Raw genomic sequence first — 19,370 nt, 5'->3', positions numbered from 1 at the left:
TGGATCAACTGCCGTATTTTCCGTCATTTATGCAGTTGCTTATATGAGTACTTAATATGAACACTTATATTAGTACTTACTTGAGTGGTAAGATTTTAGTCACCAAATCCGTTAGTATGGGTATTAGATTTGTTGTGATTGGATTGATGTCAGCTGCATTTTGAAGCCGAGTGCAAGAAATCTTGCTTGGAGTGGGTCTTATGTTGGCTTCCTTATAAATCAGCTTCTTAATCAAAGAATATCGAAATACACAACGACGTGAGTCGAAAGGGCATTAATATGAATAAACTGACCGATAATATGAATAAACTGACCGATTTTGAACGCTATGTTATCGAAGAGAAAGGCACTGAACGCCCCTTTAGTGGTGAGTATTATGAGCACGATGCTAAGGGTTTGTATTTATGCAAAAAATGCCATGCCCCCTTGTATCGCTCTGAGCATAAATTTAATGCCCATTGTGGCTGGCCTGCCTTCGATGATGAAATTGCCGGCGCTGTAACCCGCCACATAGACGCCGACGGCCGCAGAACCGAGATTGTTTGTAGCCAGTGCGGCGGTCACTTGGGGCATGTCTTTGAAGGTGAAATGTTAACACCTAACAATATCCGTCACTGTGTTAACTCCGTATCTATGGTGTTCAAAGGGATGGATGATGCTGTTGAACCAGCACCTAATCACTTTGCGACTTTTGGTGCTGGGTGTTTTTGGTGCGTCGAAGCGATTTTTAAAAGCCTAAAGGGCTTGGTGAATGTCACTTCTGGCTATGCTGGCGGTGATGCCCATGATGCCGATTATAAATCTGTTTGCTCGGGCCAAACCGGCCATGCAGAGGTTGTGCATATCGAGTTCAACCCTGAGGAGATTGATTTTACGACGTTATTACAGGTCTTTTTTGAGAGCCATGATCCGACCACGCTTAATCGCCAAGGTAATGATAAGGGGCCACAATATCGCTCAGTGGTGTTTACCCATAATGCTGAGCAGATAGAGCAAACTACCGCTATGCTGACTCAGTTAGCAGCAGCCAAGGTTTTTGATGCGCCGATAGTGACCCAAGTTTCAGCATTTGATACTTTTTATCCCGCTGAAAATTATCACAATGACTACTTCGCTTTACACGGTGAGCAGCCCTATTGTCAGATGGTCGTGCGTCCTAAAGTGGAAAAAGTGAAAGCCTTGTTTGCAAGATTGCAGAAGGCTTAAGCGATTTAGCACAAGGTGTTAAATACAAAAATGCCACCGATAAAGGTGGCGTTTTTATGGGGTTTCTAAAGTGCAAAACCTAGTTGTTCTCTTAACAAGCCGCTTAGCTATCGATTTAACGATTAGCGTAACTTTTGATTCGCTACCGACGCAACTATCGGCTTTCAGTTAACCATTGGGCGTATTGTTTAGTGTAATAGCTGACAATCAAATCTGCACCCGCCCGCTTTAAGCCGATAAACGTTTCAGTCACCACCGCACGCTCATCCAACGCGCCCGCAAGGGCGGCAAATTTAATGCCCGCATATTCACCGCCGACTTGATAGGCGGCGAGTGGCAAGTGGGTTTCTTGTCTTAAACGGCTGAGCACATCTAAGTAGGGGGTGCCAGGTTTAACCATCAGGATATCGGCGCCTTCGGCTTCATCTAATGAGGCTTCTAACAGGGCTTGACGACCATTAGCATAATCCAGTTGATATCCCTTGCGATTTCCGCTGAGTTCACAATCAACCGCTGCTCTAAAAGGACCGTAAAAAGAAGAGGCGAATTTTGCCGAGTGGGCCAGAATCGCCACATGTTCAAAACCTGCGGCATCGAGCCCTTGGCGAATGGCTTTCACTTGACCGTCCATCATGGCCGATGGTGCTAACATATCAGCGCCCGCTTTGGCGGCTGTTATCGATTGCTTAACTAAATTTTCGACTGTGAGATCGTTGCAGACTTCATTATTGTGCACCACGCCGCAATGGCCGTGGTCTGTGTATTCACAAAAACAAATGTCGGGGATTACCATCATCTCAGGCACGGTAGCTTTAATGGTGCGCACCATACGGGCGAGTAAACCATTGTCGTCCCACGTATCGCTGCCCTTATCATCCTTAGTGTGGGAAATCCCAAAGGGCATCACATAGCGGATCCCGAGGGCGTAAAGCTCGCGAACTTCATCCGCCAGTGCGCTCTCAGGTAAACGGCTGATGCCAGGTAGCGTGGAAATAGGCACAGCATGGGTGATGTGCTCTTCAATGAACAGGGGATGGATAAGATCGCTTAGCGAAATATGGGTTTCGCGCAGCAGATCGCGCATTGCTTCTGAATTACGTAAGCGTCTTAAGCGACGCAATGGAGGCGTGTTTAACATGAAATGTCCTTATCGAAGGCGGGTTAAAGCAATCGTACAATACTAAGGGAAAGGCAAGGGATAAATTCGCCCCTTACTTTTCTGCTCTGACAATCAAAGTTGAAAAAGTTTCCCCAAGCGAGCTATATTCATTAATGAGTTTATTGATCATTGACTTAGATCACATAAATCCATCTCGTCCAGATTTGCGACTGAATATCATGTGAGCGCTATTTTAGCTGAGTTGCTTGCTTAGCCCTTTGTTTTCGGGCATTTGATGTTATTATTTGCGCCAGTTTTCTCATGGCATATTCGCGCAATACAGATTATGTAAATTTGATGCGAAATATTGCCCGCTAATCCGGTTTTGAAATGACAATAACACATGAACACTCTGCTTGTATTCTTGCCTTAGACACTTGTACCGAATCCTGCTCAGCTGCGCTGCAATACCAAGGTCAGATTTATGCTGAACTTGCCGATGCACCGCGTGAACACAGTCAACGTCTGCTGCCTATGGTCGATTCAGTGCTCAAGCAAGCGGGCATTCGCTTAGATAAAGTGACTGCGATTGCTTACGGACGAGGCCCTGGCAGTTTTACGGGGATCCGCATCTGCACTAGCATGACGCAAGGTCTGGCACTGGGGTTAGATTTGCCTGTGATTGGTATTTCAACCTTAGCGGCAATGGCACAAATGGCGATTAGCGAGCATCAAGCCGAGCAAGTTTTGTGCACCATTGATGCGCGCATGGGCGAAGTGTATTGGGGCCAGTTTGTGGCCGTTGACGGTATTGCAACGCTTGTCGGTAAAGAAGTGGTCAGTGCGCCTGCGGACGTACTGCTTCAGCTCGATACTCAAGCGCCAATTGTGGGCTGCGGCACAGGTTTTGATGCTTATCCCGATTTGCTGGCACTCGGCAAGGGGATTTTAGCTCTCGAGGCCGTGAAATATCCCGATGCAAAGGCTATGCTGATATTGGCTGAAGCAGGCATAAAAGCTGGACTGACAACCTCGGTCGATGAGCTTGAACCTGTGTACTTACGTGATACAGTCACATGGAAAAAGTTACCCGGTCGTGAATAAGCTGTTCTTTGCCTGAGTATCTGCGATAGAATCTCAGGCAATTAATGCTAAGCATTCTTTACGATGAATGGCTTAACGATGAATAGTGCAAACTTAAGGCTTCTTGATGCAAGTTAATGTGAATCAAATGAGTTTGACTAATGCTGTAGCGAGTAATAGACCCGCTATCGCTCAGGGGCTGACTGCGCCTGAATCGTCACGCCCAGTGATTGAGCAAGATGCCGTCGAAGCCCTTAGTTTAGAAACCCAGCCTAAAAGTAAAAGCGCAGCAGGAAATTTACAGTCAAGGCTCGGCGCGCACCTCGAGTATGAGCAAGATACGCGTGGCCATCAGGGGGCGATAGCCCAATATTTACAAACTCAACATGCCGCCAAACGCGATGAAATTCAGCAAATGGTTGGCGTGGACTTGTATGCTTGAACATCAACAAAAGCCTCCCCGTTCTACCTCGCGATTTTCCTCTTCTAAATTAACGGGTTTAGCCGCCAGCGGTGTGCCAAGCCGTGGCTTGTTTATTATCGAGCTGGTGGTGGCGTTACTCATCACTCGCATTCCCTATTTAAGCGTGCCGTTTAAATGGCTTGAAAGCTATTTTCATGAACTGTCCCATGGTATTGCAACGATTTTAAGCTCGGGCGTGGTCAGCCATATTCAGTTGTTTCCGAATGGAGCAGGATTTTGTTTTAGCCAAGGCGGCTCGCCGATGTTTATTGGCTTTGCTGGGTATTTTGGTGCAGCCTGTTGGGGATATTTAATCTATTTATTAGCGACTTGGCCAAAGGGGATCCGCGTGAGTTTTGCCTTGCTAGGTGCCTTAGTGGTGCTAAGCGGCTTGCTTTGGGGCAGGGATATTCTCACGTTAGCGATTTTAGCTGTGCTGACTATTATTTTGTTGTTACCGCTTAAACTCAGTCAAAACAAAATGTTGACTCAGTTTTTGCGTATTATTGGCTTGATGATCATGCTTAATGCACTTGCGAGTCCGACTGTGTTGCTCGGGCTTGATGGTCAAGGTGATGCAGTGATGTTGGCCGAGCGTTCTTGGATCCCCGCGTGGATTTGGGTGGGATTATGGTTATTAACCAGTGCCTGCGCTTTGTATTTTGCGTGGCGCCGCGTAGATAATGCCGCAAGTCGTTAGTTCTCAAGCTTGTTTAATGCCTCAGTCGTCTAGTGTTTTCCCCATCGTTTTTCTGCTTTGAACTTTGTTGATTTAGGTAAAGGTGATTTTGCTCATCACTTTGAGCTATAACCACTTATGTCGCTTAAAGCTTAGTTTTCCGACTTCTATTCCTTGGATTTTTGGCCATTGGCTGCTAGGTTAAGCCTTCGGTATCCATGGAGAATTACAATGAAAAAAGTCACCTTAGTTGCCAGTCTGCTGCTTGCTGGTTTATGTTCGAGTGTTACCTATGCCGATGAAAGCTTAGATAAAGTCTTAAAAAGCGATTTTCGTCAGGCTAAAAATGCCAGTCGTGACGTTTATCGTCATCCCGCTGAAACCTTAACTTTTTTTGGCATTACCCCAAAACAGACTGTGATTGAACTCTGGCCGGGTAATGGCTGGTACAGTGAAATATTAGGGCCTTATCTTGCTAAAGAGGGCCAATATATCGCAGCCAGTTTCGAAACGGCTCCTGCGACAGATACTCCCGGAAATCGTTATCGCGCTAACGCGGGTACTAAGTATGCTGCGTGGATGACGGCCAATAAAGACGTCATGGGCAATGCTAAGATTGTTACCTTCGATCCTCCACATAAGATGGATTTAGGTGCTGACGGTAGTGCTGATCTGGTATTAACCTTCCGAAATCTACATAACTGGGCATCGACAGATCAGCTGGAAAACGTGTTTGCCGCGTCTTATAAAGTGTTGAAGGACGGCGGTATCTTTGGCGTGGTAGAGCATAGAGCTAACGAAGGAATGAACTTCAGCACTGGCTATATGGATCAAGCGGCTATGGTTGCTTTAGCCAAAAAAGCAGGTTTTACCTTAGTTGAAAGTGCAGAAATCAATGCGAACCCCAAAGATACTAAGGATTACGCCAAAGGTGTTTGGACGCTACCGCCCTCTTTTGCCTTGGGTGATACCGATAAAGAAAAATACCAAGCGATCGGTGAAAGTGACCGTATGACACTTAAATTTGTCAAAAAATCATCTTAATTACCTGACATCAGAGGCATTATGTGGCAATCTTTCGCCCCCAAAAATCAAATTGAATTTGTATTACCTCATATTACGGTCGCGGGCCGATTATGGGGGGCGAAGGATAAACCTTTATTGCTTGCCTTACATGGTTGGTTAGATAACGCCAACAGTTTTGAACCTTTAACAGCGCATTTACTCGATTATCAAGTGCTCGCCATTGATTGGCCAGGACACGGCTTTTCTGCACATAGGCCGGGACACTATCCGCTGCATTGGATTGATTATTTGTATGATTTAGACGCGTTGTTAACGGCATTACCGCAAAAGCCAGCGGCAATGATTGGGCATTCGCTTGGCGGTATAATCGCCTCAGCTTACACGGCGACATTTCCCGAAAAGGTTAACAAGCTGGTATTGATTGAAGCGTTAAGCCCCTTGTCTGAGTTGCCAACGCAAGCTAAGGCGCGATTGAAAAAAAGCTTCTATCAGCATGAGAAGTATTTAACTCAGAAGCATGGGCAGGCAAAGATTTACGACAGTATAGATACTGCGGTGCGGGCGAGGGCACATTTAACAGGACTTGCTGAACCTTGGTGTCGTTTGTTGCTCGATCGTAATATGCAGCCCGAAGGTGATGGCATAGGTTGGCGTAGTGATCCTCGATTAAGATTAGATTCACCCCAACGATTAACCTTCGCCCAAGTTGATGCCTTGATGCAGGACATCAATGTCGAAACCTTATTAATTTGTGGCAAACAGGGATTTAGCCAGTTGCAGAGCGCGATACCTAAGGCCAGAACGTGGTTCAAGCATTTGTCTGAGCACATAATTGAGGGCGATCATCATGTGCATATGGACAATGCCGAAGGCGTTGCACGTTTGATCCGCAAATTCGTTTAATAGGTTGCTTATATGGGTATAAAAAAGACGCTAGGTTTTTTGTTTTTTTTATGTGATGATGATCAAAATTAAAACGCTCGTATGATTTATGACGAGTAAATCAATAACTATAAAATGTAAGCCGGTATTTTAACTCGGTATTTATCGAGTCTTGACGCTTGTATGGATATTGTTTCCGCAGTTGTGGGGATTTAGGAGAGAGTAGTGGATCAGCCTTGGATTAATCATTTGCCAGAAGATGTGCCTGCTGAAATTAATGTGGAACAATACTCATCGCTTGTCGATATGTTCGAGACAGCGGTGGCTAAGTATGAAGATCAACCTGCATTTATCAACATGGGTGCCACGCTAACCTATCGTAAATTGGAAGAACGCAGCCGAGCATTCGCTGCGTATTTACAAAATGAATTAAAGCTTGAAAAGGGCGACCGTGTCGCCTTGATGATGCCAAACCTGTTGCAGTATCCCATTGCACTGTTTGGTGTTTTGCGTGCAGGTATGGTGGTTGTTAACGTTAACCCACTTTATACACCGCGCGAGCTTAAACATCAGTTGATTGACTCTGGCGCCAAAGCCATTGTGGTGGTGTCAAACTTCGCCCGCACTTTAGAAGAAGTGGTCGAGCAAACTCCTGTTGAAAGCGTGATTATCACCAGTTTAGGTGATCAATTAAGTGCACCAAAACGTACCTTAGTGAACTTTGTGGTGAAGTACATCAAGAAGTTAGTGCCAAAATACGATTTACCCCATGCCTTATCAATGCGCGATACCTTATCAACGGGTCGTCGCATGCAATACATCAAACCAGAAGTCACTAACGATGATTTAGCGTTTTTACAATACACAGGAGGCACCACTGGGGTCTCTAAAGGCGCTATGTTGACCCATGGCAATATTGTCGCAAACGTGTTGCAGGCCGATGGTGCATATTCTCCCGCTTTAAACGATGGCAGTGAGTTTGTCGTAACGGCCTTGCCGCTGTATCACATCTTCGCCTTGACCGTGAATTGCCTGCTGTTTTTGCACAAAGGTAGTCAGAATTTACTCATCACCAATCCTCGCGATATCCCAGGATTTGTGGCTGAGTTGAAAAAGTATCCTTTTACCGCATTAACTGGGGTGAATACCTTATTTAACGCTTTAGTGAACAGTGATGATTTTTCCCAGTTGGATTTCTCACGCTTAAAACTCTCTATCGGTGGCGGCATGGCGGTACAGAAAGCCGTGGCGGATAAATGGCAAACCATTACTAAAACCCGTTTACTTGAAGGTTATGGTCTGACGGAAGCCTCACCCTTATTAACCTGTTGTCCATATAACTTAGACGGTTATAACGGTTCAATTGGTTTTCCTGCACCTTCGACACTGATCCAAATCCGTAATGATGACGGCAAGGTATTAGCTCAAGGCGAAACCGGCGAGCTGTTTGGTAAAGGTCCTCAGGTGATGAAAGGCTATTGGCAACGTCCTGAAGAAACCGCCAAAGTAATCGACACTGACGGCTGGTTAGCCACGGGTGATATTGGTTACATGGATGAGAAAGGTTTCTTCTATATTGTCGACCGTAAGAAAGACATGATCTTAGTCTCAGGATTTAATGTATTCCCTAACGAAGTCGAAGAAGTGGTCGCACTTCATCCCAAAGTGATTGAAGTGGCTGCCGTTGGTGTGCCAAACGACGCCAGTGGCGAGTTAGTGAAGGTATTTGTGGTGGCAAAAGATAAATCTTTAACCGCTGAAGACATCATTAAGCACTGCCGTATTCATTTAACGGGATATAAAGTGCCGAAGCTGGTAGAATTTAGGGACGAGTTACCTAAAACCAACGTGGGTAAAATCTTGCGACGAGAGCTTAGAGACGAAGCTAAGCGCGCGTAAGATTGAAGCCGGCATTTGCCGGCTTTTGTTTTTATGGACTGTGATTGACCCACAGGATCTGGAGAAGAATTTGTCAGCGTTTCAATATGTGAGTGATGAAGTAAGCCTTAATGCCCTCGTTGCCCAATATAAACAGAGTAAGATACTCGTGTTAGATACCGAGTTTGTTCGTACTCGTACTTATTATGCCAAGTTAGGTTTGATCCAAGCCTATGATGGTAAAACCTTAGCTTTGATTGATCCGGTGGCTTTACCTGATTTAGCCCAGTTTTGGGCGCTGTTATCGGACCCGAATATCGTTAAGCTAGTGCATTCCTGCAGTGAAGACTTAGAAGTTTTTGCGCACTACGGTAAATGTCAGCCTACGCCTTTGTTTGATAGCCAAATTGCCGCCTCTTTGTGTGGTATGGGTCATGGGGTGGGTTATGCCAAGTTAGTTGAAACTTGTCTTGGTGAAGTGATCGATAAAGGTGAGTCGCGTACAGATTGGATCCGTCGTCCTTTAACGGAAGCCCAGTTAAGCTACGCCGCCAATGACGTCCTGTATTTGTATCAGCTCTATCCTCAACTGGAAGCGAAACTCAGCGCCCAAGGGCGTTTAGCTTGGTTATACGAGGAAGGGGAAAGGATGACTCTGGGCAGGCTTGCCGATCCTGATCTCGATACAGCCTATTTGAAAGTGAAAAATGCTTTTCAACTCACTGAAATTCAATTGGCTTACCTTAAAGTGCTCGCCAAATGGCGCCTTGAAAAAGCCTTAGTCCGTGATTTAGCCTTAGGTTTTGTGATCAAAGATCATGGTCTTATTGCATTAGCGAAGAAGCAACCTAAAACTTCGGCTGATTTGTTTAAGCTCAATGACTTGACCGAACAGGAAAAACGCATTCACGGCAAAGATTTATTACGTGTGCTACAAACTGCGGATTTGGTTAATTTACCCGAGTTAGTGGATGTATTGGCGTTAAAATCAGGCTACAAATCGGCCTTTAAAGCGATTAAAAGCTGTTTGGTCGAATTATGCGAAAAGCATGATGTGCCGCAGGAAATGCTCGGTTCTAAACGTCATATCCATGAGTTTTTGCAATGGCGTTGGGATAAGCAACAAGGGGATTTACCGGCAGTGTTATGCGGTTGGCGAGGGGAATTGGCAACTGAGGCTTTAGCAAAGCTTGAGGTCTAGTGCTTAATATTTCGTACTTGAAGCTATCGCTGAAAAACATCCACATCAAAATGTCATCTTCAATTGAAGATGACATTTTTTGTGTCATCGACTTATCTGTCAGGCAAAGTGACGTTAAGCTCGAGTACCGACAGGTTGGCGTCGTTTTGATCTAACTGCACAGAAACTTGATCATCAGAAATCGGCACATATTTGCGAATAACGGCAATGATCTCTTGTTTCATCTGTGGGAAATAATCGGGAGTGTCCCTTTGTCCACGTTGATGAGCCACGATGATCTGTAGGCGCTCTTTTGCCATTACCGCAGTGCTAGGCTTTTTCTTGCTTTTGAAATAGTCGAGTAAAGACATAATTAGCTACCAAATATCCGTTGTAAGAAACCTTTCTTTTCTTCCGTAATAAAGCGTACTGGTACATCTTCACCCAGTAAGCGTGCGACTGTATCACTGTAGGCTAAACCCGCATCACTTTCTTGGTCGATAATCACAGGTACGCCTGAGTTAGAGGCTTTCAGTACAGATTGTGACTCAGGAATAACGCCGAGTAACTCAATGGCCAGAATTTCTTGAACATCGTCGACACTTAACATTTCGCCCGATTTTACACGGCTCGGTGAATAGCGAGTCAAGAGTAAATATTCTTTTATCGGCTCTAGATTCAGTTCTGCGCGGCGTGATTTGCTTTGCAACATACCTAAAATACGGTCTGAGTCGCGCACTGAGCTGACTTCTGGGTTAGTGGTCACAATGGCGATATCGGCAAAATACAATGCCATCATAGCGCCTTGCTCAATCCCTGCGGGAGAGTCACACAGAATAAACTCAAAGTCTTTGGCCAAATCGTCTAGAACACGGCCGACGCCTTCTTTGGTCAGTGCATCTTTATCACGGGTCTGTGAAGCGGGTAAAACGAATAACTTATCGCAGCGTTTATCTTTGATCAGCGCTTGATTTAAATTGGCTTCACCATTGATCACATTAACGAAGTCATAAACAACACGACGCTCGCAACCCATGATCAAGTCTAAGTTTCGTAAACCTATATCGAAATCAATAACGACTGTCTTGTGTCCTTGCATGGCAAGACCGGTCGCAATTGCAGCACTCGATGTGGTTTTACCTACGCCGCCTTTACCTGAAGTGACAACAATAATTTGTGCCATGTTTCTCTCTATCCTTTGTTCTGCCATTTAGAGGGGCAATGATTCAACCATAAGCGACTCACCGTTTAGGCGAATGCAGCCGCTTTTATCTGAGCTATGTTGTTGTAGATTTTCAGCGAGCCAATATTGCCCTGCTATTGAAACGAGTTCGGCCTCCAGAGAGTGGGCAATGATAACGGCGCTGGTATCGCCCGCGGCGCCTGCCATGGCTTTCCCTCGTAATGCGCCATAGATATGAATGCTACCATCTGCGATGACTTCTGCGCCATTGCCTACCGCACCAAATATGATTAAATCACCATTTTTTGCATAGACTTGTTGGCCTGAACGAATATTTTGCTTCACTATTTTAGTTTGGCGCGGGGCCGGCGGCGGGGTACTGCTCTGTTTTCCCGCTTTGACTATGGCAAGGCCTAAGTCTTTTGCTTGTTTACTGAGTACGGTTGTCGCGCCCGTTATGCCAACAATCACTAATTGACGTGAGATCAGCAGATCCTTTAACGCACTTAAATTCAAGCTGTCGTGCTGAATGGCACTCAGATTGACGACTAAAGGAGCACCCAGAAAAAACTGAGGAGCCTGTGCCAATTTATGGTCTAATTCAGTCATGACAGCTTGTAAATCGCTGCTATTAATATGAAGCACTGAAAGAGTAAAAGAAGCGCCTTTTAACTCTAAGCTAGGTTTTGACATCCCGGCACTATTCTCCAGAAATCATCAGTCGGTTCGCTGATTTTACAATTAAATTACTAGGCGACCATGTTATAGTGTGCCCCATTGACTGGCAAGTTTGAACTATTGGATATTTGATTCTTATGCTATGTGCCGTTTATAAAAGTAGCCGAAAGGCTGATACTTATTTATTTGTGAAGAAAAGAGATTGTTTTGACGATGTTCCAGTGCCTTTGATGGAAATGTTTGGCGTGCCAAAGTTGGTGATGGTGTTTCCTATCGCTAAACGCGACGCGTTAGGAATGGCAGATATACATAAAGTCAGAGCAGCCATGGCAGAAAATGGCTTTTATTTACAAATTCCGCCACCTCAGGTGAATTTATTGGCTGAGCATAAGCTAAGTCTTGGGATCAAAGATTAACTTGGTAGCATCAAGACGCTGCTAATGAGCTCTGGCGCGTCAAACCACACTCGTTAATCTCAGTGGCATTGCGTATCTGACGACAAATTAGTGTAAAATAGCCCGCATTGAGCGGGTTTTTTATTAAGAAGATATAGTTAATCATGGCATTTTGGCAGAGTAAAACATTAGCGCAGATGAGCACAACCGAGTGGGAATCCCTGTGTGACGGTTGTGGTAAATGTTGTTTAAACAAGTTGATAGATGATGAAACCGAAGACTTGTATTACACCAATGCAGCTTGCCTTTTGCTCGATCATCAAACGGCAGGCTGTCAGCATTACAGTGACCGTTTCACCCATGTCCCCCAATGTACAGTGATCACGATTGATAATATCCATGAGTTAACTTGGTTGCCCGACAGTTGTGCCTATCGCCGCCTAGCGGCAGGGCGTGAGCTACCGAGTTGGCATCCGCTGCTCACAGGCTCCAAAGAAGCGATGCATTTAGCGGGTATGTCGATCCAAGGCAAGGTGGTGGATGAAAGACGCGTGAAGGATATTGAAGATCATATCGTGCTATGGCCACTTAAAGACGTGGATTAACAGACGTGAATTCATTTTGCCGTAGCGTTATCGATTGAAAATTAACTTATTAATTGAAACGACACTTGTTGATTGGAAAGTGACCGTCAGAATGAAAACAACAAGGGAGCGATTATCGCTCCCTTGTGCATTTTGGGTGTTAAGTGAATTTAAATTCCATCAAATAATGCGCAGCTAGATTTTTAATCCCACCATCAACTGATCCAGTTGCCCCGCAGTCGCTTGCAGCTCATCACAACCTGAAACCGACTGGTTGGCCGATTGCTCCACATCGTGTGATTGGTTGCGAATTTCCATTAAGTTAGTCGCAATCTCGTTGGCCACTGCCGATTGCTCTTCGGCCGAGGTCGCAATTAGCACACTCATCTCAAACACTTTGTTGCTGTGGTGGGCGATAAACTCTAAGTCTTTGCCCGTTTGCAGTACGTGTTGTTTACCTTCATTGGCTTGATTCACAGTACGCGACATCACTTGTGTCAGATTGCGAGTACCCGATTGCAGTGATTCGATCATGGTTTTGATTTCAACCGTTGCGGCCTGAGTTCTCCCCGCTAAAGTACGTACCTCATCGGCCACCACGGCAAAGCCACGACCTTGTTCACCGGCGCGTGCCGCTTCAATCGCCGCGTTGAGGGCCAGTAGGTTGGTTTGCTGGGAAATCGCATTAATGGTTGACACCACTTCATCAATTTTACTGGCGTTGTCATTGAGTACACCCACCGCATTTGAGGCCGCGGAGATCTCATCCGATAACACGTCAATAGCTTTGACTGTGGTTTCAATATCTTTCCCGCCCGCGCTAACCTGTTGATTGGCTTCTTGGGTTTCGGCTGAGGATTGTTCGGCATTGCGGGCAACTTCTTTCACTGCGGCAGTCATTTCTTCCATTGCCGTCGCTAAGGAGTCCAGATGTTGTCTCTGGTTTACCGCCAAGGATTGACCTTGCTGCGCTGTGCTACGAAACGATGATACAACTTCGCGTATTTTAGCGGTCGATTCTGCGATTTGCTTGACTAAGGTATGTTGACGTTCTACCAAGGTATCTATGCTGATGGCTAAGATACTGAACTCGTCTTTTACTTCGAAGAAGTTTAAACGCCCCGTTAAATCACCCGATGCGGCCCGTTTTAATGCCATCACTGTCGTATAAAGTGCGCCGCCTACGAAGGTTGAAATGTAATAGCTGAACAAAAATAGCACAAACAAGAGTGCCGCCATTAGGCCATAAACCAGCAGGTTATCGTTGGCGAGCAAGGCATCAATTTCTTTGCTGTCTAGGGGAATAATCGTGATCAGATTTTGATCGTTAACCCGACTCACAGCTCTAGGTTGCTTACCGCTGTCATCGATACCACCGCCACTGCGAGCGATGGATTGCGCTTTACTGTCGGCTTCATTTACCGAAACAATGCTGACATTACCTTCAATTTCGCGACTAAGTTGATTAAGGATAGTTTGGCGTTCTGGCTCTGGTAGTTTGTTATATAAGCTGCCAGTGACTTGGTTGATTTGTTGTGAAGCATTTTGCAGACTGTTGAGCTGTCCTTGAATTAAGGTTTGCTGGGATTGGTTATCTAGGAAAAGCGCCAGTCCAACAATCATCAACATAGGAACGATAGAGAGAATAGCGAATTTAGTTTTTAAGGTCATATGGATAAGATATTGATCTATCCAGCGAAATTTTACTTCTTTCATGAGTGCCTCGATAAAATGGGCCATAAACCGAATTTATATCGGTCAGTTTGCCATAGACTTTATAGTTTTCTGTTTTGTAACGATTTATATGGTTAATGTAGTCTAATTGCAGTCATTATTGTGTTGTTTGCTGCAATTTTGGCAAGGTACAGGTGTGAGTTTACAGTTTAGTTACAAATGCTGCTAGTGGCTGAAAGCGGAAGTTGTTTACGTCAGAATCGAGGTTTGGGTTTCCCCTTGAGTAAAACTCAGGCTCCAAACTGGGGTAACACATGAATTTGCATGATAAAAACCCCCAATAAGCCCTAGTAATATGCCGCTCGCTCGCGTAAAATTTCTATCCTTTTATTTCGTTATAGCTAGCAAAGCGTCTGGCATTAACGCCCGATAACCTGAGCACCCAAATAGCCTGAAAGTTTGGCGCCCATAGCACTTGTTTATCAAGCGCGACTATGCAGTGGAAGAGAAAATGCAGCAGTTAACTGAGATCGTAGAACAAGCCTTAGTCATTATTGACCAGGCCAGTGATCTAAAAGCACTGGATGATATCCGTGTCGATTACCTTGGTAAGAAAGGTAAGATCACCGACATGATGAAAATGATGGGTAGCTTAAGCCCTGAAGAAAAGCCAGCCTTTGGCCAAGCGGTCAATGATGCTAAACAGGCGATTCAACAAAAATTAACTGAGCGTATCGATGGTCTGAAAAGTTCGGAATTGGAAGCCAAATTAATCGCCGAAAAGATTGATGTGACTTTGCCAGGCCGCACCCAAGAGATCGGTGGCTTACATCCTGTGACTCGAACCATTGAGCGCATCGAAACCTTTTTCGGGGAATTAGGGTTCTCGGTAAAGCAGGGGCCTGAAATTGAAGATGATTTCCACAATTTCGACGCACTGAATATCTCTGAGCACCATCCTGCGCGTGCTGATCATGATACCTTTTATTTCAATCCTAAACTGATGCTGCGTACCCAAACTTCGGGCGTGCAAATCCGTACTATGGAAACTGAAAAGCCACCATTACGCATTATTTCTCCTGGTCGTGTTTATCGTAACGATTACGACCAAACTCACACGCCTATGTTCCACCAAGTGGAAGGGTTGTTGGTTGATGAGCATGTTAACTTTGCTGAATTGAAAGGCATTTTGCATGACTTCCTGCGTAATTTCTTCGAAGAAGATCTGCAAGTGCGTTTCCGTCCATCTTACTTCCCATTCACTGAACCTTCAGCGGAAGTGGACGTGATGGGCAAAAATGGTAAATGGCTAGAAGTGCTTGGCTGCGGTATGGTACATCCGAATGTGCTGCGCAGCGTTGGCATAGATCCAGAAAAATACTCTGGTTTTGCTTTTGGTATGGGTGTCGAGCGCTTAACTATGTTGCGTTACGGCGTAAACGATTTACGTGCGTTTTTCGAAAACGACCTACGTTTCCTGAAGCAATTTAAATAACGGAGCTGTAATAGCATGAAATTTAGCGAATCTTGGCTTCGTGAATGGGTAAACCCTTCAGTCAGCCGTGAAGCATTATCCCACCAGATCACTATGGCCGGTCTCGAAGTCGATGACGTTGAAGCCGTAGCTGCCGATTTTAGCGGTGTAGTGATTGGTGAAGTGGTTGAGTGTGGTCAGCATCCCGATGCCGATAAACTGCGCGTGACCAAAATCAACGTTGGTGGTAGTGAACTTATCGATATCGTCTGCGGTGCACCAAACTGCCGTCAGGGTCTTAAAGTGGCCGTGGCTATGGTTGGCGCCGTATTACCTGGCGATTTCAAAATCAAGAAAGCCAAGCTGCGTGGCATGCCATCAGAAGGCATGTTGTGCTCGTACAGCGAGCTTGGCATTAACGTCGAAAGCGATGGCATTATCGAATTGCCATTGGACGCGCCATTAGGCACTGACATCCGCGACTATCTGCAACTTAATGATGCCGTTATCGATGTGGATTTAACGGCTAACCGTGCCGATTGCTTAGGTATGGCAGGTCTTGCCCGTGAAGTGGGCGTGTTAAACCGCCAAACAGTGGTTGAGCCACAGTGGCAAGCCGTTACGCCAACGACAGATGCACAGGTCACGATTAACGTTAACGCGCCTGCAGCGTGTCCACGTTACTTAGGCCGTGTGGTTAAAAACGTTAATGTGAAAGCGCCTACGCCATTATGGATGCAGGAAAAACTGCGCCGTAGCGGTATTCGCTCTATCGATCCTATCGTAGACATCACTAACTTTGTGTTGATTGAATTCGGTCAACCTATGCACGCTTTCGATCTTGCCAAATTAACAGGCGATATCCAAGTGCGTTTAGGCACTAGCGAAGAGAAAATCACCCTGCTTGATGGCAGCGAAGTGACCATCCCAAGCGATACCTTAGTGATCGCCGATGATGTGCGTCCATTAGCCCTTGCTGGTGTGTTTGGCGGCGAATATTCAGGCGTGAGCGACACGACCCAAGACATACTGCTTGAATGTGCCTTCTTCGCGCCGCTCGCCATTATGGGTAAGTCACGTCGTTTAGGTTTGCACACAGATTCATCACACCGCTTTGAGCGTGGTGTTGACCCTGAGATGCAACACAAGGTTATCGACCGTGCTACGCGTTTAGTACTGGATATCTGTGGCGGTGAAGCTGGCCCTGTAGTTGAGGCTAAATCAGAGGCTGATTTACCCAAACCTGCACAAATCGTTTTACGTCGCAGCAAGTTAGATCGAATTTTAGGTCATCATGTACCTGATAGCGATGTCGTTGAAATCCTACAACGTTTAGGTTTTAGTGTGGTTGTTGGCCAAGATAGTTGGCAGGTCACTACCGCGACTTATCGTTTTGATATGGCGATTGAAGAAGATTTGATCGAAGAAGTTGCCCGTATTTACGGTTATAACAATATCCCGAATACGGCGCCTGTTGCTGCGCTGCGTATGTCAGATCATAAAGAATCTGACTTAAGCCTAAAACGCGTGCGTGCCTTATTGGTCGCTCGTGGTTTCCAAGAAGCGGTAACCTACAGCTTTGTCGATCCAAAATTGCAAAATCTGGTTCATCCTGGTTTAGACGCTATGGTGTTACCAAACCCAATTTCCAGTGAAATGTCGGCCATGCGCCTGTCAATGTTCACCGGTTTATTGGCCGCCGTTGGCTACAACCAAAGTCGTCAACAGAGTCGCGTGAGACTTTTTGAAACTGGTCTGCGCTTTGTTCCTGATATCACTGCAGAATCCGGTGTAAGACAGCAAGCAATGCTCGCTTGTGTCATTACTGGGCTCCAAAATGATGAACATTGGGCTATGGAATCGAAAACTGTTGATTTTTTCGACCTTAAAGGTGATTTAGAAGCAATTATCGGCTTGACAGTTTCCGCATCAGAATTTAGCTTTAGAGGAGCGACGCATTCTGCTCTCCATCCGGGGCAATGTGCTGAAATATTGAGAAATGATCGAGTGATCGGTCATATAGGTGCAATCCATCCTAGTTTGGAGAAGCCTTTTGGACTCAATGGTAAAACCATCGTTTTTGAGTTGGAATTGGATGCTTTATTGCATACCAGTTTGCCGCTAGCCCAAGCTGTATCTAAGTTTCCAGCTAATCGTCGTGACATCGCAGTCGTAGTAGATGAGAGTGTATCTGCAGGTGATGTAATGAAATTGATAAGAAAAGTTGGCGAAAATCAGTTGGTTGGCATAAACTTGTTCGATGTATACTTAGGTAAAGGTGTTGAACCTGGCAAGAAGAGCCTGGCGATAGCACTTACATTACAAGACACTACTCGTACGCTTGAGGAAAAAGAGATTGCTGAGACCGTTGGTTCAGTCGTTTCTGCCCTTAAGTCCGAGTTCAACGCATCGTTGAGGGATTAAAGTATGGCACTTACCAAAGCCGAAATGGCAGAACATCTTTTTGAAACACTCGGAATGAACAAACGTGTCGCCAAAGAGATGGTTGAGTCGTTCTTTGAAGAGATTCGGGGCGCACTTGAAAGTGGTGAGCAGGTCAAGTTATCTGGCTTTGGCAACTTTGACCTTAGGGACAAGAATCAAAGACCGGGAAGGAACCCAAAAACAGGCGAAGATATCCCAATTTCTGCTCGTCGTGTCGTGACTTTCCGTCCCGGCCAAAAGCTGAAAACTCGTGTAGAAGCAGCAAACACGGGTAAGTAATTTCGTTTGTTTGATGGGAAAGCCACTCCTTAGAGAGTGGCTTTCCTGTTTATTTTTTCGTGCAATATCTCCATTGTTTTTATCCACTGTCTGAGGTGAATTCTTTGTCAAGACAGCCCAAACATTTTGACCGTCGTTTTAAACTCGCCTTATTACACCCTAGATACTGGGCCACTTGGTTAGTGATTGGTCTATTAGTGATTTTCGGACTCATGCCCGCATGGCTGCGTGATCCTATTGCAAGATTATTGGCAAAAATAGTGATGCCAATTGCCAAAAAGCCCATTAGCGTTGCGAGAGCAAACTTAAGGGCGTGCTTTCCTAATCAATCCACCGCCGAGATTGAAGTGTTAATCCGTGAGAACGTGCAAAACTTCGTTTTGGTGTTGTTAGCACAGGGCGAATTGCTGGTGCGCTCAAAAGCGCATTTACGTCGTCGAGTGAATTTAATCGGCTTTGAGCATGTGACTAAAGCACAAGCGGCCGGGCAACCGATCATTTTTATCATGCCCCATGTGTGGCCAATCGATTATGCTGGTTTACGCCTTAACCTTGAGTTGCCTATGGTGACTATGGCCAAAGCCCATAAAAACGGGTTATTCAATTGGTTTAGTAATCGTGTACGCAGCAGTTGTGGTGGCCATGTGTATATGCGCGAGGCGGGCATTCGGGCGTTATTGGCTGAGCTTAAGCGCGGTAACAGTTTCTTTTATCTTCCCGATGAAGACTTAGGTCCTGAACAAAGCGTGTTTGCGCCTTTTTTAGGCACAGTGAAGGCAACGCTACCTGTTGCTGGGCGTTTAGCGCAGGCAGGGAATGCCCAAGTGTTACCAGTAAAGATTGGCTACAACCAAACGTCACTCCAATTTGATCTCACCGTGATGGCGGCCGTTGCGCCTGAAGATATGGTGGGCAAAGAAAACGAAGCGTTGGCACTGAACAAAGTGGTCGAGCAAGTTATCTTAGCTTATCCAGAGCAGTATATGTGGTTCCTGCGGTTGCTCAAGACGCGCCCAGAGGGTGAAGCTTCTATTTACGGCTGATTGTAGCGTGACTGAAATAGTGTGGTTTAAAATGGCTTTGAGCTCTGATTGCTCGAAGCCATTTTTGTGTTGAAGGGCGTTATTTATTGATAGCACTCTTTATTTATAGAGCGTTTTAT

The 19,370-nt window shown here is 45.5% G+C and carries 19 protein-coding genes; 14 read left to right on the top strand and 5 right to left on the bottom strand.

Annotated features, from left to right (window positions below; genetic code table 11):
* The first annotated feature begins 300 nt into the window (after positions 1-300).
* A complete protein-coding gene (locus RA178_RS12950; RefSeq protein WP_306685410.1) occupies positions 301-1,206 on the top strand; it encodes a bifunctional methionine sulfoxide reductase B/A protein in 906 nt (301 codons plus the stop codon).
* 154 nt (positions 1,207-1,360) lie between these two features.
* On the opposite strand, the gene hemB is transcribed toward RA178_RS12950, so the two are convergent.
* Complete coding sequence (gene hemB / locus RA178_RS12945; RefSeq protein WP_028760201.1) at positions 1,361-2,344, bottom strand: porphobilinogen synthase; 984 nt, start codon at positions 2,342-2,344, stop codon at positions 1,361-1,363.
* 351 nt (positions 2,345-2,695) lie between these two features.
* Between hemB and tsaB the strand changes: the two genes are divergently transcribed.
* From tsaB to rnd, 7 genes are all read left to right on the top strand, one after another.
* On the top strand, positions 2,696-3,409 hold the full coding sequence (gene tsaB / locus RA178_RS12940; RefSeq protein ID WP_173496587.1) for a tRNA (adenosine(37)-N6)-threonylcarbamoyltransferase complex dimerization subunit type 1 TsaB: 714 nt from the start codon (positions 2,696-2,698) through the stop codon (positions 3,407-3,409).
* Positions 3,410-3,515: 106 nt separating this feature from the next.
* Entirely contained in the window at positions 3,516-3,830 is a 315-nt protein-coding gene (locus RA178_RS12935) for a hypothetical protein (protein WP_006081355.1), read from the top strand.
* Entirely contained in the window at positions 3,823-4,551 is a 729-nt protein-coding gene (locus RA178_RS12930; RefSeq protein WP_173245273.1) for a M50 family metallopeptidase, read from the top strand. Before RA178_RS12935 ends, RA178_RS12930 begins: the two co-directional genes overlap by 8 nt.
* Positions 4,552-4,761: 210 nt before the next feature.
* Positions 4,762-5,574 (top strand): class I SAM-dependent methyltransferase, encoded by an 813-nt coding sequence (locus RA178_RS12925; protein ID WP_028760197.1) that lies wholly within the window; start codon positions 4,762-4,764, stop codon positions 5,572-5,574.
* A 21-nt stretch (positions 5,575-5,595) separates the two neighbouring features.
* Positions 5,596-6,459, top strand: coding sequence for an alpha/beta fold hydrolase (locus tag RA178_RS12920; RefSeq protein ID WP_168824028.1), 864 nt, complete (start codon positions 5,596-5,598; stop codon positions 6,457-6,459).
* 204 nt (positions 6,460-6,663) lie between these two features.
* Positions 6,664-8,337, top strand: a complete 1,674-nt coding sequence (gene fadD, locus RA178_RS12915) for a long-chain-fatty-acid--CoA ligase FadD (protein ID WP_105252274.1) — start codon at positions 6,664-6,666, stop codon at positions 8,335-8,337.
* Positions 8,338-8,407: 70 nt separating this feature from the next.
* Positions 8,408-9,517 (top strand): ribonuclease D, encoded by a 1,110-nt coding sequence (gene rnd, locus RA178_RS12910; protein WP_306682143.1) that lies wholly within the window; start codon positions 8,408-8,410, stop codon positions 9,515-9,517.
* A 92-nt stretch (positions 9,518-9,609) separates the two neighbouring features.
* Here the strand turns inward: rnd and minE are convergent, their stop codons facing one another.
* From minE to minC, 3 genes are read right to left on the bottom strand one after another with little or no spacing between them, the layout of a single operon-like run.
* Positions 9,610-9,867: a cell division topological specificity factor MinE gene (gene minE, locus RA178_RS12905; RefSeq protein ID WP_028760193.1), complete on the bottom strand. Its 258-nt coding sequence runs from the start codon at positions 9,865-9,867 to the stop codon at positions 9,610-9,612.
* A 2-nt stretch (positions 9,868-9,869) separates the two neighbouring features.
* Positions 9,870-10,679, bottom strand: coding sequence for a septum site-determining protein MinD (gene minD, locus RA178_RS12900; protein ID WP_006086391.1), 810 nt, complete (start codon positions 10,677-10,679; stop codon positions 9,870-9,872).
* Between the two features lie 27 nt (positions 10,680-10,706).
* The gene (minC, locus tag RA178_RS12895) at positions 10,707-11,372 is read right to left on the bottom strand and encodes a septum site-determining protein MinC (RefSeq protein ID WP_006086392.1); all 666 of its coding nucleotides are present in this window, start codon (positions 11,370-11,372) and stop codon (positions 10,707-10,709) included.
* Between the two features lie 122 nt (positions 11,373-11,494).
* Here minC and RA178_RS12890 point away from each other — a divergent pair, with 122 nt between their 5' ends.
* Together RA178_RS12890 and RA178_RS12885 are read left to right on the top strand one after the other, a co-directional pair.
* On the top strand, positions 11,495-11,773 hold the full coding sequence (locus RA178_RS12890) for a YcgL domain-containing protein (RefSeq protein ID WP_028760191.1): 279 nt from the start codon (positions 11,495-11,497) through the stop codon (positions 11,771-11,773).
* 143 nt (positions 11,774-11,916) lie between these two features.
* Positions 11,917-12,357 carry a YcgN family cysteine cluster protein gene (locus RA178_RS12885; RefSeq protein WP_131525467.1) on the top strand — a complete coding sequence of 147 codons (441 nt, stop codon included), beginning with the start codon at positions 11,917-11,919 and terminating at the stop codon, positions 12,355-12,357.
* A 174-nt stretch (positions 12,358-12,531) separates the two neighbouring features.
* On the opposite strand, the gene RA178_RS12880 is transcribed toward RA178_RS12885, so the two are convergent.
* Positions 12,532-14,052, bottom strand: a complete 1,521-nt coding sequence (locus RA178_RS12880; RefSeq protein ID WP_219252690.1) for a methyl-accepting chemotaxis protein — start codon at positions 14,050-14,052, stop codon at positions 12,532-12,534.
* Between the two features lie 469 nt (positions 14,053-14,521).
* Here RA178_RS12880 and pheS point away from each other — a divergent pair, with 469 nt between their 5' ends.
* From pheS to lpxM, 4 genes are all read left to right on the top strand, one after another.
* A complete protein-coding gene (gene pheS, locus RA178_RS12875; RefSeq protein WP_006081368.1) occupies positions 14,522-15,505 on the top strand; it encodes a phenylalanine--tRNA ligase subunit alpha in 984 nt (327 codons plus the stop codon).
* 15 nt (positions 15,506-15,520) lie between these two features.
* Positions 15,521-17,908, top strand: coding sequence for a phenylalanine--tRNA ligase subunit beta (pheT, locus tag RA178_RS12870; RefSeq protein WP_306682137.1), 2,388 nt, complete (start codon positions 15,521-15,523; stop codon positions 17,906-17,908).
* Between the two features lie 3 nt (positions 17,909-17,911).
* Entirely contained in the window at positions 17,912-18,208 is a 297-nt protein-coding gene (gene ihfA / locus RA178_RS12865; RefSeq protein WP_006081370.1) for an integration host factor subunit alpha, read from the top strand.
* Between the two features lie 104 nt (positions 18,209-18,312).
* Positions 18,313-19,251 (top strand): lauroyl-Kdo(2)-lipid IV(A) myristoyltransferase, encoded by a 939-nt coding sequence (gene lpxM / locus RA178_RS12860; protein WP_306682129.1) that lies wholly within the window; start codon positions 18,313-18,315, stop codon positions 19,249-19,251.
* Positions 19,252-19,370: the final 119 nt, after the last annotated feature.

It is taken from the genome of Shewanella oncorhynchi, from assembly GCF_030848765.1.
In the GTDB taxonomy this organism is placed as follows: domain Bacteria; phylum Pseudomonadota; class Gammaproteobacteria; order Enterobacterales; family Shewanellaceae; genus Shewanella; species Shewanella oncorhynchi.
The sequence above is the reverse complement of the archived record's forward strand: the minus strand, read 5'-3'. Positions and strand labels throughout refer to the sequence as shown.

Bases quoted from the DNA above. Each gene is read 5' to 3' on its own strand.
- RA178_RS12950 (WP_306685410.1), top strand. From the start codon at position 301: ATGAATAAACTGACCGATTTTGAACGCTATGTTATCGAAGAGAAAGGC.
- hemB (WP_028760201.1), bottom strand. From the start codon at position 2,344: ATGTTAAACACGCCTCCATTGCGTCGCTTAAGACGCTTACGTAATTCA.
- tsaB (WP_173496587.1), top strand. From the start codon at position 2,696: ATGACAATAACACATGAACACTCTGCTTGTATTCTTGCCTTAGACACT.
- RA178_RS12935 (WP_006081355.1), top strand. From the start codon at position 3,516: ATGCAAGTTAATGTGAATCAAATGAGTTTGACTAATGCTGTAGCGAGT.
- RA178_RS12930 (WP_173245273.1), top strand. From the start codon at position 3,823: ATGCTTGAACATCAACAAAAGCCTCCCCGTTCTACCTCGCGATTTTCC.
- RA178_RS12925 (WP_028760197.1), top strand. From the start codon at position 4,762: ATGAAAAAAGTCACCTTAGTTGCCAGTCTGCTGCTTGCTGGTTTATGT.
- RA178_RS12920 (WP_168824028.1), top strand. From the start codon at position 5,596: ATGTGGCAATCTTTCGCCCCCAAAAATCAAATTGAATTTGTATTACCT.
- minE (WP_028760193.1), bottom strand. From the start codon at position 9,867: ATGTCTTTACTCGACTATTTCAAAAGCAAGAAAAAGCCTAGCACTGCG.
- minD (WP_006086391.1), bottom strand. From the start codon at position 10,679: ATGGCACAAATTATTGTTGTCACTTCAGGTAAAGGCGGCGTAGGTAAA.
- minC (WP_006086392.1), bottom strand. From the start codon at position 11,372: ATGTCAAAACCTAGCTTAGAGTTAAAAGGCGCTTCTTTTACTCTTTCA.
- RA178_RS12890 (WP_028760191.1), top strand. From the start codon at position 11,495: ATGCTATGTGCCGTTTATAAAAGTAGCCGAAAGGCTGATACTTATTTA.
- RA178_RS12885 (WP_131525467.1), top strand. From the start codon at position 11,917: ATGGCATTTTGGCAGAGTAAAACATTAGCGCAGATGAGCACAACCGAG.
- RA178_RS12880 (WP_219252690.1), bottom strand. From the start codon at position 14,052: ATGAAAGAAGTAAAATTTCGCTGGATAGATCAATATCTTATCCATATG.
- pheS (WP_006081368.1), top strand. From the start codon at position 14,522: ATGCAGCAGTTAACTGAGATCGTAGAACAAGCCTTAGTCATTATTGAC.
- pheT (WP_306682137.1), top strand. From the start codon at position 15,521: ATGAAATTTAGCGAATCTTGGCTTCGTGAATGGGTAAACCCTTCAGTC.
- ihfA (WP_006081370.1), top strand. From the start codon at position 17,912: ATGGCACTTACCAAAGCCGAAATGGCAGAACATCTTTTTGAAACACTC.